The 15560-nt window shown below is 72.0% G+C and carries 13 protein-coding genes and 1 pseudogene; 5 read left to right on the top strand and 9 right to left on the bottom strand.

Annotated elements, in window-relative coordinates:
* Positions 1 to 114, top strand: a pseudogene (locus tag ACFU3E_RS15820) (carboxymuconolactone decarboxylase family protein); the annotation flags it as partial.
* Positions 111 to 830: an isocitrate lyase/phosphoenolpyruvate mutase family protein gene (locus tag ACFU3E_RS15815; RefSeq protein ID WP_384157330.1), complete on the top strand. Its 720-nt coding sequence runs from the start codon at positions 111 to 113 to the stop codon at positions 828 to 830. The pseudogene ACFU3E_RS15820 and the gene ACFU3E_RS15815, both read left to right, overlap by 4 nt.
* Before the next feature lie 6 nt (positions 831 to 836).
* Here ACFU3E_RS15815 and ACFU3E_RS15810 read toward each other — a convergent pair whose 3' ends face one another.
* The 9 genes from ACFU3E_RS15810 to ACFU3E_RS15770 form a co-directional block, all read right to left on the bottom strand.
* Positions 837 to 1793 (bottom strand): ABC transporter substrate-binding protein, encoded by a 957-nt coding sequence (locus tag ACFU3E_RS15810; protein WP_384157328.1) that lies wholly within the window; start codon positions 1791 to 1793, stop codon positions 837 to 839.
* Between the two features lies 1 nt (position 1794).
* Positions 1795 to 3744 (bottom strand): ABC transporter permease, encoded by a 1950-nt coding sequence (locus ACFU3E_RS15805; protein WP_384157325.1) that lies wholly within the window; start codon positions 3742 to 3744, stop codon positions 1795 to 1797.
* A complete protein-coding gene (locus tag ACFU3E_RS15800; RefSeq protein ID WP_384157494.1) occupies positions 3744 to 4814 on the bottom strand; it encodes a glycine betaine/L-proline ABC transporter ATP-binding protein in 1071 nt (356 codons plus the stop codon). The genes ACFU3E_RS15805 and ACFU3E_RS15800 overlap by 1 nt, the downstream gene beginning before the upstream one ends.
* Positions 4815 to 4846: 32 nt before the next feature.
* Positions 4847 to 6379 carry a GMC family oxidoreductase gene (locus ACFU3E_RS15795; protein WP_384157322.1) on the bottom strand — a complete coding sequence of 511 codons (1533 nt, stop codon included), beginning with the start codon at positions 6377 to 6379 and terminating at the stop codon, positions 4847 to 4849.
* Between the two features lie 113 nt (positions 6380 to 6492).
* A complete protein-coding gene (locus tag ACFU3E_RS15790) occupies positions 6493 to 8013 on the bottom strand; it encodes an aldehyde dehydrogenase family protein (protein WP_384157319.1) in 1521 nt (506 codons plus the stop codon).
* A gap of 394 nt (positions 8014 to 8407) precedes the next feature.
* Positions 8408 to 9397, bottom strand: coding sequence for a malate dehydrogenase (locus ACFU3E_RS15785; RefSeq protein WP_384157316.1), 990 nt, complete (start codon positions 9395 to 9397; stop codon positions 8408 to 8410).
* 364 nt (positions 9398 to 9761) lie between these two features.
* A complete protein-coding gene (locus ACFU3E_RS15780; RefSeq protein ID WP_384157313.1) occupies positions 9762 to 11057 on the bottom strand; it encodes a DUF2690 domain-containing protein in 1296 nt (431 codons plus the stop codon).
* A gap of 383 nt (positions 11058 to 11440) precedes the next feature.
* On the bottom strand, positions 11441 to 11968 hold the full coding sequence (locus ACFU3E_RS15775; protein ID WP_384157310.1) for a DUF3017 domain-containing protein: 528 nt from the start codon (positions 11966 to 11968) through the stop codon (positions 11441 to 11443).
* Positions 11958 to 12812, bottom strand: a complete 855-nt coding sequence (locus ACFU3E_RS15770; protein WP_384157308.1) for a bifunctional methylenetetrahydrofolate dehydrogenase/methenyltetrahydrofolate cyclohydrolase — start codon at positions 12810 to 12812, stop codon at positions 11958 to 11960. The genes ACFU3E_RS15775 and ACFU3E_RS15770 overlap by 11 nt, the downstream gene beginning before the upstream one ends.
* Positions 12813 to 13086: 274 nt before the next feature.
* Here ACFU3E_RS15770 and ACFU3E_RS15765 point away from each other — a divergent pair, with 274 nt between their 5' ends.
* The 3 genes from ACFU3E_RS15765 to ACFU3E_RS15755 all read left to right on the top strand — a co-directional run bounded on the left by ACFU3E_RS15765 (position 13087) and on the right by ACFU3E_RS15755 (position 15495).
* The gene (locus ACFU3E_RS15765; RefSeq protein WP_384157305.1) at positions 13087 to 13665 is read left to right on the top strand and encodes a hypothetical protein; all 579 of its coding nucleotides are present in this window, start codon (positions 13087 to 13089) and stop codon (positions 13663 to 13665) included.
* A 133-nt stretch (positions 13666 to 13798) separates the two neighbouring features.
* The gene (locus ACFU3E_RS15760; RefSeq protein WP_384157302.1) at positions 13799 to 13948 is read left to right on the top strand and encodes a hypothetical protein; all 150 of its coding nucleotides are present in this window, start codon (positions 13799 to 13801) and stop codon (positions 13946 to 13948) included.
* Positions 13945 to 15495, top strand: coding sequence for a protein kinase (locus ACFU3E_RS15755; RefSeq protein ID WP_384157299.1), 1551 nt, complete (start codon positions 13945 to 13947; stop codon positions 15493 to 15495). Before ACFU3E_RS15760 ends, ACFU3E_RS15755 begins: the two co-directional genes overlap by 4 nt.
* Positions 15496 to 15560 lie beyond the last annotated feature (65 nt).

The raw sequence follows: 15560 nt of genomic DNA, 5'->3' as shown, positions 1-15560 counted from the left end.
AAGCACTTCGACGAGGCCCGGCTGGCCCATCTGACCGGCCTGGTCGTCGCCATCAACAACCGGAACCGGGTGATGGTCGGCCGCCGGGTTCCGCCAGGGGGATACACGCCGTGAGCCAGGTCGAGACGTTCCGTGCCCTGCACCGCCACCGGGTGCCCGGTGATCCCCTCGTGCTGCCCGGCCCGTGGGACGCGGCCAGTGCGCGGGTGTTCGCCGAGGCCGGGTTCCCCGCGCTCGCCACCCCCAGCGCCGGGGTCGCCGCTTCGCTCGGGTACGAGGACGGTCAGGTCCCGGCCGACGAGATGCTCGCGGCGGTCGCCCGGATCGTCCGGGCCGTCGACGTGCCCGTGTCGGTGGACGTGGAGGGCGGCTACGGGCTCATGCCGAAGGACCTCGTGGAGCGGCTGCTGGAGGTCGGGGCGGTCGGCTGCAACCTGGAGGACTCCGAGGGCGGGGTGCTCAAGGACCCCCGCGCGCACGCCGGCCGGCTCGCCGAGGTGCGGGAGGCGGCCGGTGACCGGCTCTTCGTCAACGCGCGCGTGGACACCTTCGCCTGTGGGGTCACCGATCCCGGCCGGGCCATCGAGCGGGCCGCGCTCTACGTCGCGGCGGGCGCCGACTGCGTGTATCCGATCGGCGCCCCGCCGGACGTCCTGCCGCTGCTGCGGGCCGGGATCCAGGGGCCGATCAACGTGGGGGCCCCGGCCGGCGGTGGCCCCTCGCCCGCCGAACTCGGCGCGCGAGGGGCCACCCGGATCACCTTCGGGCCGGGACTCCAGCGGCGGGCCACCCGGGCCCTGCGGGAGATCGCCGCCGGCCTGCGCCCCTAGGGACGTTCAGGACAGCCACTTCTTCCACGTGGACTCGTGGCTGTCCACCCACTTCTTGGCCGCCTCCTCCGGCGTCATCTTCTTGTCGGCGATCATCAGGGAGACCTCGTTCTGGTCCTCGGTCGTCCACTTGAACTTCTTCAGGAAGGCCGCCGCCTTGCCGCCGTTCTCCGCGAAGTCCGCGTTGAGGTACTTCTGCAGCGGGGTGTGCGGATAGGCGCAGGCGACCTTCTCCGGGTCGGCGTCGCAGCCCTCCTTGTACGGCGGCAGCTTCACCTCGGTCATGGGGACCTTCTCGAAGAGCCACTGCGGTGTGTACCAGTAGGTGAGGAAGGGCTTCTTCTCCTTGGCGAACTGCCTGATCTGGGTGATCTGCGCCGCCTCGGAGCCCGCGAACACCACCTTGTAGTCCAGCTTCAGGTTCTTCACCAGCGCCTTGTCGTTGGTGACGTAGGACGGCGAGCCGTCCATCAGCTGGCCCTTGTCGCCGCTTTCCGGGGTGCGGAAGAGGTGGGAGTACTTGTCGAGGTTCTTCCAGTTCGTGATGTCCGGGTGCTGCTCGGCGAGGTACGTCGGGACGAACCAGCCGATGTGGCCGGTGACGCCGAGTTCGCCGCCGGGCGCGATCGTCTTCTTGTCCTTGACGTACCGCTGCTCCTGCTCGGGGTGCCCCCAGTCCTCCAGGAGCGCGTCGACGCGGCCCTGGCTGAGGGCGTCCCAGGCGGGCACCTCGTCGACCTGGACGGTGTCGACGCGGTAGCCCAGCTCGTGCTCCAGGAGGTACTGGGCGACGGCCACGTTGGACTGGGCGCCCACCCAGGACTGCACGGACAGGGTCACGGTCTTGGCGCCCTGGGCGTTGGCGAAGGGCGAGGCCTGCTTGGTCATGTCGGCGGCACCGCAGCCGGTGAGCAGTGCCAGGGAGCTCAGAGCGGCGACCATGGCCGTCTTGCGGACTCGCATGTCACGCTCCCTTCTTCGCGCGGCGTTCGGTGGGCTGGGTCACCCGGTCGAGCATCAGGCCGAGGCAGACGATCGCCGCGCCGGCCACCAGACCGGTCGCCAGGTCGCCCTGGGCGAGGCCGAAGACGACGTCGTAGCCGAGGGCTCCACCGCCGACCAGGCCGCCGATGACGACGACGGCGAGGACCAGGACGAGGCCCTGGTTGACGGCGAGCAGCAGGGCCCGGCGGGCCAGCGGCAGCTGGACCTGCCGCAGCTGCTGCCAGCTGGTCGCACCGAGCGAGCCGGCGGCCTCCAGCGCGGCCGGGTCGACCTGGCGCAGGCCCTGGGTGGTGATCCGGACGACGGCCGGCAGCGCGTAGACGATCGCGGCGGCGACGGCCGGGGCGCGGCCGACGCCGAACAGGGCGACGACGGGGATCAGGTACACGAACTGCGGCATCGTCTGGAACACGTCGAGGACCGGGCGCAGCGCCCGCTCCAGACGGTCGCTGCGGGCGGCGGCGATACCGACGGCGAACCCGACGACGAGGGTGACGGCGACGGCCGCCAGGACCTGGGAGAGGGTGTCCAGGGACGGCTTCCAGACGCCGAGGACACCGATCACGGCCATGGCGAGGACGGCGGTGAGCGCGGTGCGCCAGGTGCCGATGACCCAGGCCAGGGCGGCGACGATCAGCAGGACCGCCCACCAGGGCAGCGTCTGCAGGCCGTCGCGCATCGGGTCGAGGACCCAGGTGGTGAAGTGGCCCGCCCAGTCGGCGGTGCCGCCGATGACGGGGACGCCCGAGTACAGGTGCGTGGTCATCCAGTCGACGGCGCGGTTGACGGGCTCGGCGATGCCGACGACCCAGGCGTCGGGCCAGTCGAGGCGGCCCGCGAGCCGCCCTGCGAGCGCCACGGCGACGACGCCGGCCAGGGCGTACAGCCAGCGGCGGCCGCTGTGGGGCTCGGGTTCGGCGCCGAGCCGCTCCCCCGCCGCGCCGGTGACGCGGTCCAGGACGACGGCCAGCAGCACGATCGGGATACCGGCGGCGAGCGCGGCACCGACGTCGACCGAGGCCAGCGCCTGGTAGACGCGGTCACCGAGACCGCCCGCGCCGATGACGGCCGCGATGACGGCCATGGACAGCGCCATCATGATCGTCTGGTTGAGGCCGAGGAGGAGTTCCTTGCGGGCCAGCGGGATCCGGGCGGTCAGCAGGCGCTGGCGTGCCGTGGAGCCGAGCGACTCGACGGCCTCCAGCACCTCCCTGTCGGCGCCGCGCAGACCGAGCGAGGTCAGACGGGCCATGGGCGGGGCGGCGTAGATGACGGTGGCCAGGACGGCCGCCGGGACACCGATGCCGAAGACCAGCACGACCGGCAGCAGGTAGGCGAAGGCGGGCAGCACCTGCATGGTGTCCAGGACGGGCCGCAGCATGCGGTCCATCCGGTCGGACAGTCCGGCGGCGAGCCCGAGCAGCGTGCCCACCGCGACCGACGCGAGGACCGCGACGACCATCAGGGCGAGCGTCTGCATGGTCGGCACCCACATGCCGAGCAGCCCGCAGGCGAGGAACGCGGCGGCCGTGCCGAGCGCCAGCTTCACGCCCGCGACGCGCCAGGCGACCAGCGCGCCCAGGGCCGTGACGCCCGCCCAGCCGACGGCCAGCAGGGTGAGGTAGACGGCCCGTACGGCGATGACGACAACGTTGCTGACGTGGCCGAAGAAGTACAGGAACAGCGGGTGGCTGTCGCGGTTGTCGATGATCCAGTCGCTGGCCTTGGCGAGCGGCTCGGAGAAGTCGACGGTCAGCGCGCTCGGCCAGGTGCCGCTCGCCCAGCGGGCGTTGGCCAGCGGTACGAGGATCGCGGCGGCGAGGGCGAGCAGCAGCAGCTTGCGGACGGCCGGGTGCTTGAGGAGGGCGGGCAGGCCGAGGCGCGGCGGGGACGCGGTGATCGTCGCCATCACACCGCCTCCTCGGGCTGCCGCGTCCCGGGCGGAGCGGTCTGCCCCGTCCCTGCGACGACGCCGAGCAGCGTGTCGGAGTCGACCACGCCCACGCACCGGCCCTCGTCGACGACCCGGGCCGGAGCGCCGGCGCGGGCGACCGCCTCGATCGCCTCGGACACCGTCGCGTCGGGCCGCACCGCGGGGCCGCTGCCGTCCTGGTCCGCCGAGGGGCTGCGCATGGCCGAGCGGACGGTGAGGACCTGCTCGCGCGGGACGTCCCGGACGAACTCGCGCACGTAGTCGTCGGCGGGCGAGCCCACGATCTCCTCGGGGGTGCCGAGCTGCACGACCCGGCCGTCGCGCATCAGGGCGATGCGGTCGCCCAGCTTGAGGGCTTCCTGGAGGTCGTGCGTGATGAAGACCATCGTGCGGCCCTCCTCGTGGTGCAGCCGGACGACCTCCTCCTGCATGTCGCGCCGGATCAGCGGGTCGAGCGCGCTGAACGGCTCGTCGAACAGCAGGACCTCGGGGTCGACGGCGAGCGCGCGGGCCAGGCCGACGCGCTGTCGCTGGCCGCCGGAGAGCTGGCCGGGGCGGCGGTGCTCCATGCCTTCCAGGCCGACCTTGGCGACGACCTCCGCGGCGCGCTCACGCCGCTCGGCCTTGCCCATGCCCTGGATCTCCAGGCCGTAGGCGACGTTGTCGAGGACGGTGCGGTGCGGCAGCAGGCCGAAGTGCTGGAAGACCATCGCGGCGCGGTGGCGGCGCAGTTCGCGCAGCCGGGAGCGGTCCATGGCGCGTACGTCCTCGCCGTCGATGGCGATGGTGCCGGCCGTCGGCTCGATCAGCCGGGTCAGACAGCGCACCAGCGTGGACTTGCCGGAGCCGGACAGGCCCATGACGACGAAGACCTCGCCCTTGCGCACGTCGAAGCTGACGTCCCGGACGGCGGCCGTGCAGCCGGTGCGGGAGCGCAGCTCGGCGGGGTCGAGGGCGGTGAGCTCGGGGTCGGCGGGGATGCGCTCGGCCTTGGGGCCGAACACCTTCCACAGGCCCTCCACCGAGAAGACGGGGGTGGTGTCCATGGTCTGCTCCGTGGGGGGTTCGAGGGTCTCGGTCACTTGGAACCACCACCGATCAGCTCGGCGGCCTTCTCCCCGACCATGAGCACGCCGATCATCGGGTTGACGGTGGTCATGGTGGGGAACACCGAGGCGTCGGCGATGCGGATGCCCTCCAGGCCGCGGACGCGCAGCTCGGGGTCGACGACGGCCAGCCGGTCGGCGGCGTCGCCCATCTTGCAGGTGCCGGCGGGGTGGTAGACGGTGTGCGCGACCTTGCGGGCGTACTCGCTGAGCTCCTCGTCACCGGTGACGTCCGGGCCGGGGCAGACCTCGCGCTTGAGCCAGCCGGCCAGGGGCTCGGTCCTGGCGATCTCGCGGGCGATCCTGATGCCGTCGACGAGGGTCCTGCCGTCGTAGTCGTCCTCGTCGGTGAAGTAGCGGAAGTCCAGCGCGGGCTTGGCCTCGGGGTCGGCGCTGGTCAGGTACAGCCGGCCGCGGCTCTTCGGCTTGGGGATGTTCGGGGTCATCGAGACGCCGAACTCGGGCCGCTGGTAGCCCAGTCGCTCCGGGTTGTCCGTGAAGGGCACCTGGTAGAAGTGGAACATCAGGTCGGGGTGCGGCAGTTCGGGGTCGCGGCGCACGAACAGGCCCGCGTCGGAGTCCATCGCGGAGTTCTCGGGGATGGGACCGTTCGTCTCCCACACGATGACCGACTCGGGGTGGTCGAGCAGGTTCTCGCCGACGCCCGGCAGGTCGTGCGTGACGGGGATGCCGAGCTTCTCCAGGTCGGCCTTGGGCCCGATGCCGGAGTGCATCAGCAGCCGGGGCGAGTCGACGGCGCCGGCACACAGCACGACCTCGTTGCGGGCTTTGACGAGGATCTCCTCGCCGTCCTTGGTGCGTACGTGCACGCCCTCGGCGCGGTCGCCGTCCAGCTCCAGCTTGTACGCCCAGCTCTCCAGCAGGATGGTCAGGTTGGGGCGCTCGTCCATCACCGGGTGGAGGTAGGCCACCGACGCCGAGGACCGCTTGTTGTTCTCGGGGTGGTAGGCGAGGTCGAAGAAGCCGACGCCCTCGGTGAACGGCTTCTTGTTGAAGCCCTCGACGCGCGGGACGCCGAGCGTCTCCTGAGCGGCGTCGACGAAGTCGCGGGCGATGGCGTTCCGGTCCTTCTCGTCGACCGGGACGATGTTGTTGAGCAGACGCGCGAAGTACGCCTCCATCTGCACCGCGCCCCAGCCCTTGGCGCCGGCGTCCTCCCACTCGTCCCAGTCGGCGGGCAGCGGCTTGAAGGCGATCAGGGTGTTGTGCGAGGAGCAGCCGCCCAGGACGCGGGCCCGGCTGTGCCGGATGTGCGAGTTTCCGCGTGGCTGTTCGGTGGTGGGGTAGTCGTAGTCGAGTTCGCCGCCGAGCAGGCCCATCCAGCGGCGCAGGGTCAGCACGTCGTCACGGCCGACGTCGCTGGGGCCGCCCTCGATGACGGCCACGGTGACGTCTGGATTCTCGGTCAGACGGGAGGCGACCACGGAACCCGCGGTTCCGCCGCCTATCACGACATAGTCGTACTCATGGCTGGTGTGGGACATGGCGTACTTGCTCCAGTGGGGATGAAGGGACGGGCTTCGGGGATGGGGACGTCAGCCCGGGGTGTGGGGGTCAGCCCGGGATGAGGCGTCGGCAGCCCGGCGGGGAACGGGGGTCAGCCCGCGAACCAGCGCACCGGCTTGGGGGCGAGGTTCTGGTAGACGTGCTTGGTCTCCCGGTACTCGGCGAGCCCGGCGGGGCCGAGTTCGCGGCCCACTCCGCTCTTGCCGAAACCGCCCCACTCCGCCTGCGGCAGGTAGGGGTGGAAGTCGTTGATCCAGATCGTGCCGTGGCGCAGCCGCCCGGCCACACGGCGGGCGCGGCCCGCGTCGGCGGTCCAGACGCCGCCCGCGAGTCCGTACTCGGTGTCGTTGGCGAGGGCGACGGCCTCGTCCTCGGTACGGAAGGTCTCGACGGTGAGGACCGGCCCGAAGACCTCTTCCCGTACGACGCGCATCTCGCGGTGGCAGTGGTCGAGGACGGTCGGCTCGTAGAAGTAGCCGTTCTCCGGGCGCTGCGGGGACGGCTCGGGGCGCTTGCCGCCGGAGCGCAGCACGGCGCCCTCCTTGAGGGCGGACTCGACGTACATCTCGACCTTGGCGCGCTGCTGCTCGGAGACGAGCGGGCCGCACTCGACGCCGTCCTCGGTGCCGCGGCCGAGGCGGATCTTCTCGGCGCGCCGGGCGAGTTCGGTGACGAAGCGGTCCCGGACGGACTCCTCGATGATGAGGCGGGCGCCGGCCGAGCAGACCTGGCCGCTGTGGATGAAGGCGGCGTTGAGGGCCTGGTCGACGGCGGTGTCGAAGCCCTCCTCGGTGGCGCAGGCGTCGGCGAAGACGACGTTGGGGTTCTTGCCGCCGAGTTCGAGGGCGACCTTCTTGACGCTCGGGGCGGCGGCCTGGGCGACCTTGGTGCCGCTGACCAGGCCGCCGGTGAAGGAGACCAGGTCGACGTCGGGGTGCTCGGACAGGCGTGCGCCGACGGAGTGGCCCGGGCCGGTGACGATGTTGGCGACACCGGCGGGGAGTCCGGCCTCGACGAGCAGCGCGATGAGCGCGATCGTCGTCATCGGCGTGATCTCGCTGGGCTTGATGACGAAGGTGTTGCCGGCGGCGAGAGCGGGGGCGATCTTCCAGCTGGCCTGGAGCAGAGGGTAGTTCCAGGGGGTGATCATGGCGCAGACGCCGACGGGCTCGTGCACGACGACGCTGTGGATGTCGGTCGAGCCCGCGTCCACGACCCGGCCGGGGGCCTCACCGGCGACCAGGTCGGCGAAGTAGCGGAAGGCGTCGGCGACGCAGTCGATGTCGACGCGGCCCTCCTCGACGGTCTTGCCCGCGTCGCGGGCCTCCAGCCGGCCCAGCTCCTCGCGGTCCCGTACGAGCAGGTCGGCGACACGCCTGAGCAGCGCGGCCCGCTCGGTGACGGGCGTGTGCGGCCACGGCCCCTCGTCGAAGGCGCGCCGGGCGGCGGCGATCGCCAGATCGGTGTCCTTCTCGTCACCCTCCGCGATCACGGCGAAGGGAAGGGCGTCCGCGGGGTCGAGGATCTCGCGCGTGGCCCCGGAGGTGGCCGCTCGCCACTTTCCTCCCGCATGGATGGTTTCACGTGCCTGAAGTTCGGTACTTGCCGCCATGATCGCTCTTCGCCTTCCGTTCCTGATCAGCGCCCCTGTGTCACATTCGTGCCACTGAGAGACCGAGTTCGCCTGCCCTGCTCCACCGGATGCATGCGCGTCCATGGCCGAAAGTGCGCTGTGTCACGGGAGATGCGGGCAAATGCCCGCAAAACACCCACCGATCAGAGGCGGCGACGTCATGTCGTGCCAGGCCGGAAGCTCTCCGGCGGGTCCTCCCCCACCCCGCCCGTCGATCGACTCGCGCAGGAGATCGGCGTGCCCGACGTGGCGGGCGCACTCCAGATCAGGTCGACGAGCATCCGCCGTACGCCCCGGGGAACGCCGAAAAGGCAGCGGGCCCCGTACCGGAAGAACCGGTACGGGGCCCGCGTACGAGCGGGGAGAGGCTCGGTCAGATGAGGCCGAGGCCGCGGACCGCCTCGCGCTCCTCCTCGAGCTCCTTGACGGAGGCGTCGATCCGGGCGCGGGAGAACTCGTTGATCTCCAGGCCCTGGACGATCTCGTACGTGCCGTCCTTGGTGGTGACGGGGAAGGAGGAGATGAGGCCCTCCGGGACGCCGTAGGAGCCGTCCGACGGGATGCCCATGGAGACCCAGTCGCCGTCGGCGGTGCCGTTGACCCAGGTGTGGACGTGGTCGATGGCGGCGTTGGCGGCGGACGCGGCCGACGAGGCGCCACGGGCCTCGATGATGGCGGCGCCGCGCTTGGCGACGGTCGGGATGAAGTCGTCGGCCAGCCACTTCTCGTCGTTCACGGCCTCGGCGGCGTTCTTGCCGGCGACCGTGGCGTGGAAGATGTCGGGGTACTGGGTGGCGGAGTGGTTGCCCCAGATGGTCAGGCGCTTGATGTCGGCGACCGTCGAGCCCGTCTTCTTCGCGAGCTGGGTCAGCGCGCGGTTGTGGTCCAGACGGGTCATCGCGGTGAACCGCTCGGCCGGTACGTCCGGCGCGGCGGCCTGGGCGATGAGGGCGTTGGTGTTGGCCGGGTTGCCGACGACCAGGACCTTGATGTCGTCCGCGGCGTGCGCGTTGATCGCCTGGCCCTGCGGCTTGAAGATGCCGCCGTTGGCCTCCAGCAGGTCGCCGCGCTCCATGCCCTTGGTGCGGGGGCGGGCGCCGACGAGCAGACCGACGTTGGCGCCGTCGAAGGCGACGTTCGGGTCGTCCGTGATGTCGATGCCCTGCAGGAGCGGGAACGCGCAGTCGTCCAGCTCCATGGCCGTGCCCTCGGCCGCCTTCAGCGCGGGGGTGATCTCCAGCAGGCGCAGCTTCACCGGCACGTCCGCGCCGAGCAGCTGACCGGAGGCGATGCGGAAGAGCAGGGCGTAACCGATCTGGCCGGCCGCGCCGGTGACGGTGACGTTCACGGGAGTGCGGGTCATGGCGTTCTCCGTATGACAGCTGGCGGTGGGGCGTCCCTGCCCCGGACGTTTGATCGATCTCTTGGCGTCAAGAGATCCATCCAGCCGTCAGGCTATCGCGCATCCGGGATCCCGGACGTCCGGGTCGGTGTGGCCCGGCCCACAACCCTCCCCCGTGTCCGCACAAGAGGCGGCCGCCCGTCCGGGAGAGGGGGACGAAGGCGGCCGCCGGGGGGTACCGACCATGCCGGACTCCCGTGGGGGGTACGCATCACGTGCCCCCGATTCCGGCAGGCATTCCTCCCCTCCGGACATCCTTCGCGCGGGCCGGGCGACCGCTCCGCCGTCCAGTGCCGCGACGGGGCGGACGTCGCCTGCCGCGGCGCTAGTCGGTGCAGCCCTGCTGCCCTGCCGTCAGCGTCGCGCAGGCCTTGGCGTCGGCGGCGCTCTTCACGGCCACCATCGGGGTGTAGGCGATGGCGTCCCCGGCCTCGGTGATGCTGCCGGTCTGCTTCGCCTTGCCCGAGCTGACCTGGACCTCGTCGCCCTGTGCCGCCTGGGTGATACGCCCCCAGGCCGCCTTGCAGGTCTCGCTGTAGCGGACCTCGACGACGGTGGTGCCGACGGTCGCGGTCTGGGCCGTGGTCACCAGGTCACCGCTGCACCCCATGACCTCCGCGTCCTTGCCGGTGCAGCTGTCGCCGCTGCACTTCACGCCGGGCGGCAGCTTCGGGTCGGTGCTGACGGTCGGCGAGGGGGACGTGGGGCCGCCCTTGGCCTCGTCCTCACCACCGCCGCCGGTCAGGTAGAACGCGCCGGCGATCACCACGAGCACACCCACCACACCCGCGAGGAAGGTCGCGGTCCGCTTCTTGCCCGCCGCGGCGGAGGCGGCGCGGCGGCCCTCGCCGGCACCACCGGCCCGGGCCGGGACGGCGTCCTGCGGTTCGCCGTACGGATCCGCCCCGGCGCCGGGAGTCCGGCCGGGGCCGGACGGCGACCCGGCAGGGGTTCCGGGGCCCGGTCCGGGCCGGGAACCACGGCCCGCGCCGGGCCCGGTGGAGCGTCCGCCCGTCGGCGACGGGCCCTGGTACCCGGCCAGTCCCCACGAGTTGACCTCGGGCTCGGCGGCCCGGCCGCTCTCCTCCCGCACACCCGCCCCGGTGGAGTCCTGGACCTCGGGGGCCGTCGGCTGCGGCGGCACGGTCGGGGCCACACCGGCCGGTCCCGCGATGCCCGGCGTGACGGTGGTGCCGCCGCTCCGGCGGGCGGGCTTGCCGCTGCCCGCGGAGGCCGCTCTGCCCCCGCCCGCCGAAGCCGCCTTGCCACCGGCCGAGGGGTCGGTGAAGTCCTGCCCGCCGAACTCCCCGAGCGCGGCGCGAGCCTGGGAGATCCGGATGGCCTCCATCGTCATGTCGTGCCGCATCTCCGAGCGGCTCCAGGCGCGCTCGGCCAGCTCCCACATGGTGGTCAGGTGCACCGGATTGGTGCCCGTGACCTCGGCCAGCGCCACGATCGCGCCCTTCGGCGCGAGCAGCCGGCCGTTCAGGTAACGCTCCCAGGACGTCTTGCTGTATCCCGTGCGGTCCGCCACCGACGCGATGCTCAGACCGCTGCGGTCCACGAGCCTGCGCAGCTGGCTGGTGAACTCCCTGATCTGTGGATCGAGCTCATCCGGCAAGGCCCTCCAACGAGGCATTGCTCCCCCTCTTCCCCCCGGTCGTGCTGAAATTTCTCGCGCTGTTCGCCCCGCGCGTGGCGGCCCTGGCCGAGTCCCCGTTCTGGATACCCACAGGGATGCGCCCACTCAGGATCTCAGTTCCCTGACGGGGGGCGCACAGGAGCGTGGTGACCGCGCGCGGTACACCCTGGACCGTCCTGATTGTCCCTGCCAACCCCGTCGTCGCACCACTTTGTGCGGTATCGGAAGCGAGACGTACCGGAACTGTCACTTCCGTGCCACAGCGCTCTGACAGCCGTTGAACAGGCCGTTCGCCGTGCAGGAGGGTGGTTCGCGGCGGCGGCCCGTCCTTCCTCGGGGGAGAGGACGGGCCGCCGGCCCCGTCATTCGTTGGTGACCGTGAAGTGCAGGGTGTCCTGGAGGAACGGGATCTGCAGCAACGGCTTCGGCTGTGCCATCAGCGCCAGCATCACGATCACCAGGCCCAGCCCCCCGTACGTGACGATGTCCGTGAAGCGGGAGCGGACGGCGAGCATGCCGACGTCCGGCAGCAGCCAGCGCATCGCGCCACCACCCAGCAGGGCGACGCCGATCAGCAGGGTCCCGACCCGGAACTGGCCGAACGCGGTCACCAGCAGGCCGATCCCGGCCAGCCCCAGCACGGCGAGCACGGGCCACTGCCGCGCCGGCGCGGGAGCGTCCCCGGGCGCGGCCCGGCCACCGCCCTCGGGCCGCGCGGTGTCCTTGGTGAACAGCGGGAAGCGCCGGGTGACCCGCCGCGGCCGCCCTTCGGCGTCGGGCGCGCTGACGGGGTCCCGGACGGTGAGGTCCTCCGGCGACTCGGGCCCGCTCGGCGCCGCCCGGCCGCCCGGCGTCTCCTGCCCGCTCGGGGTTTGAGGCTCAGCCGACACTGCGCTCCGCCGCCTCGACCACGTTGACGAGCAGCTGGGCACGGGTCATGGGGCCGACCCCGCCGGGGTTCGGGGAGATCCAGGCGGCGACCTCGGCGACGTCGGGGTGGACGTCACCCACGATCTTGCCCTCGGCGCTGCGGGAGACGCCGACGTCGAGGACGGCCGCGCCGGGCTTCACGTCCTCGGCCCGGATCAGATGGGCGGAGCCGGCGGCCGCCACGATGATGTCCGCGCGCTTGAGGTGCGCCGGCAGATCGCGCGTGCCGGTGTGGCACTGGGTCACGGTCGCGTTCTCGCTGCGGCGGGTGAGCAGCAGCGGCATCGGCCGGCCGATGGTCACGCCGCGTCCGACGACCACGACCTCGGCGCCCTTGATCTCCACGCCGAAACGGCGGAGCAGTGTGAGCACGCCGTTCGGGGTGCAGGGCAGCGGGGCGGGCTCGTTGAGGACGAGGCGCCCCAGGTTCATCGGGTGCAGCCCGTCCGCGTCCTTGTCCGGGTCCATCAGTTCGAGGATGCGGTTCTCGTCGATGCCCTTGGGCAGCGGCAGTTGCACGATGTACCCGGTGCAGGCCGGGTCCTCGTTCAGCTCGCGGACGGCCGCCTCGATCTCCTCCTGGGTCGCCGTGGCGGGCAGTTCGCGCTGGATGGAGGCGATGCCCACCTGCGCGCAGTCGCGGTGCTTGCCGGCGACGTACTTCTGGCTGCCGGGATCGTCCCCGACCAGGATCGTGCCGAGGCCGGGCGTGACGCCCTTCTCCTTCAGCGCCGCCACGCGGGCGGTCAGGTCGGACTTGATCGCGGCTGCGGTGGCCTTGCCATCGAGAATCTGGGCGGTCATGGCCCCATCCTCGCGGATGACCCCGCCGCGGTTCCAATCCGCCCGCAATCCGGGCACCGCAGGGCCGGTCCTCTCGTATCCGCCCATGATCAGCGATGTTGCACTTGCACAACGCATCGGGAATGCGGCTGGACAAGCCGGTCAGTGGTGAAGAACGATGACCTGACAAGTGCCGCGGGCAGCTCAACGGGGGGACGGTCGCAATACTGAAGATTTCCTCCGTGCGGATGTCACGCGTCGTCCCCGCACCCGGACCAACGGAGGAAAGTCCAGCATGAGCTACGGCGACCCGAACAACCCCTACGGCGCTCCCCAGGGGCAGCAGCCGCAGCAGCCGGGCTACGGATACCCGCAGGACCAGGGGCAGGCTCCCGGTTACGGCTACCCGCAGGCCCCTCCGGTCTCCCCCTACGGCGGCCCCGCCGCGCCGACCACGATGCCCGGCTCGGTGGGCGCGGCCCGCGTGATGATGTGGGTCATCGTCGGTCTGCAGGTCGTCGGCGTGGCCATCTTCGCCTTCGCCGCCGCGGCCCTCAACGCCGCGAAGGACGACGAGTCCCTCAGGGACAACACCGCCTTCCAGGACCTGGTCGGTGACTCGACCGGCCTGATCTGGGGCTACGTGGTGTTCGGCCTGGCCTGGCTGGTGTTCGCGGCCGTCCTGGCGACGAAGTTCAAGAACGGCGGCAACGGCGCCCGGATCACGATCCTGGTCTTCGCCATCATCACGGCGGTCCTCGGCATCTACCCGTTCCTCATCGTGGGCCTGGTGCACACCGTCCTGGCCATCCTGGTGGCCGTCTTCGTCGGCAACGCGGGCGGCAAGGCCTGGTTCAACCGCCCCCGTCACTGAACGGGCCGGGTCGACCGGACCAGTTCACGCCATTCACTTCCAAGGGCCGTGTCTCACCCGTACGAGGGGGGCACGGCCCTGGTGCGTCGCCCTAGTCTGACGGTGGTAGCTGTTCAGGCACGGGGAGAGCACCTTGTACAGCATCGTCGTGGAACCTCCGCCGACCACGGAGGACGAGCGAAACCACACCCCGGTCGGACTCGCGCCCGGTGAACGCCTCGCCCTCGGCGGGCCCGTGCCCGGCGCCTCGCGCGTCCTCGGCCGGGCCGGGGCGGCTCGGTGACCGAGGCGTACGCCGTCCCCGTGCCCAAGGGCTACCGGGTCGGCGTCTGGGAGGTGTGCGCGCCCATCGCGACCGGCGCGTTCGGCAGCGTGTACGCGGCCCGGCGCGTCGGTGACGGCACCGGACTGCCGCCCACGGCCGCCCTGAAGTTCCTGCCCACCGGGACGGCCACGCCCCGTCGGCTGGCCCACCTGCACGAACTGGTCGAGCGGGAGGTCGAGCTGTACCGGCGGCTGAGGCATCCGCGGCTGGTGCGGATGTACCAGACGCTGACGGTCGACGACCCGGGCCACCCGGATCTGGACGGCGCCACCGTCCTCGTCCTGGAGAAGGCCGAGCGCTCCCTTTCGGCCCTGCTCGCCGCCACGCCCCGGCCCGCGTCCGGTCCCGCGCTGCTCGCGCAGATCGCCGAGGGCCTCGCCCAGCTGCACGGCGCCGGCTGGGTGCACGGCGACCTCAAACCGGCCAACGTGCTGCTGATGGCGGACGGTTCGGTCCGCCTCGCCGACTTCAACATGGCCGCCGAGCTGGAGGGCACCCACGCCTACACACCGGCCTTCTCCACTCCCGGCTACACGCCGCCGGAACTCCTCTGGGCCGAGATCGGCGAGCGCGGCCGCCGCATCCGCCCGTCCGCCGACGTCTGGGCCTTCGGCGTCCTCGCCCATCTCGTGCTCACCGGCTCCTTCCCGCTTCCCGGTGCCACGCCGGCGGCCCGCCGCGACGCGGCGGCGGCCTACGCCCGCGGCGTCGACGAACTGCGCCTGTCGCCGGAACTGCCCGCCGCCTGGCGGGACATCGTGTGCGCCTGCCTGACCCGGACGCACCGGCAGCGCATCGGCGGCGCGGCGCTGGTGCGCCGCGTGACGGCGGCCGCGGGCCCGGGCCGGCGCGCCTTCCGCCTGTCCCGTCCGCGCCCCGCCCGCCGCCCTCTCCGCCACAGGTCCGTCGCGGCCGTCCTGACCTCAGCGGCCGCGGCCCTGGCCGCCCTCGGCTACGGCATCAGCGTCTGGGCCGGCGACAGCGGCTCCGGCGCGACCGCGAACGTCTCCGCAGCCCCGTACGGCGCCTCCGAACTCCGCACCGACCGGGGCGTTCCGCCCCCCTTCCGCCTGCTGATCGTCGAGACGGCGCACGACTGCGATCAGAAGGAGGTCACCCCGGTCCTGATCGCCGCCATGCTGAAGGTGGAGAGCGACTTCGATCCGGACCTCTCCGACCCCGCCAACGACGAGTACGGCATCGCCCGCTGGACACCCCGTGTCCTGCGCTGGTGGATGAACGAGGACGGCACCCCCGGCGAGACGGTCCCCCAGCCGCCCTTCCCGCCCGCCGAGTCCATCCCGGCGATGGGCCGCTACCTGTGCTGGATCGCACCGCGCCTGCACGAGGACCTGCCGGGCGACCGGCGGATCCTCGTCGCCGCCGCGTACCGCAGGTCGTACCGGACGGTGAACGCGGCGGGCGGCGTCCCGCCGGACGTACGCGGCTATGCCGACCGCGTCGCCCGCTACCTCGAGGAGTACGCGCCGCCAGGAAAAAGGTGATTCCGAGAGATGCCACCTTCTCTCACAAACCCTTCACAGACGCGCTGTATCAGGCGCGATGCTTC

It is taken from the genome of Streptomyces sp. NPDC057424 (genome assembly GCF_042803315.1).
GTDB lineage: Bacteria > Actinomycetota > Actinomycetes > Streptomycetales > Streptomycetaceae > Streptomyces.
This window is presented reverse-complemented; position numbering and strand designations above follow the sequence as displayed.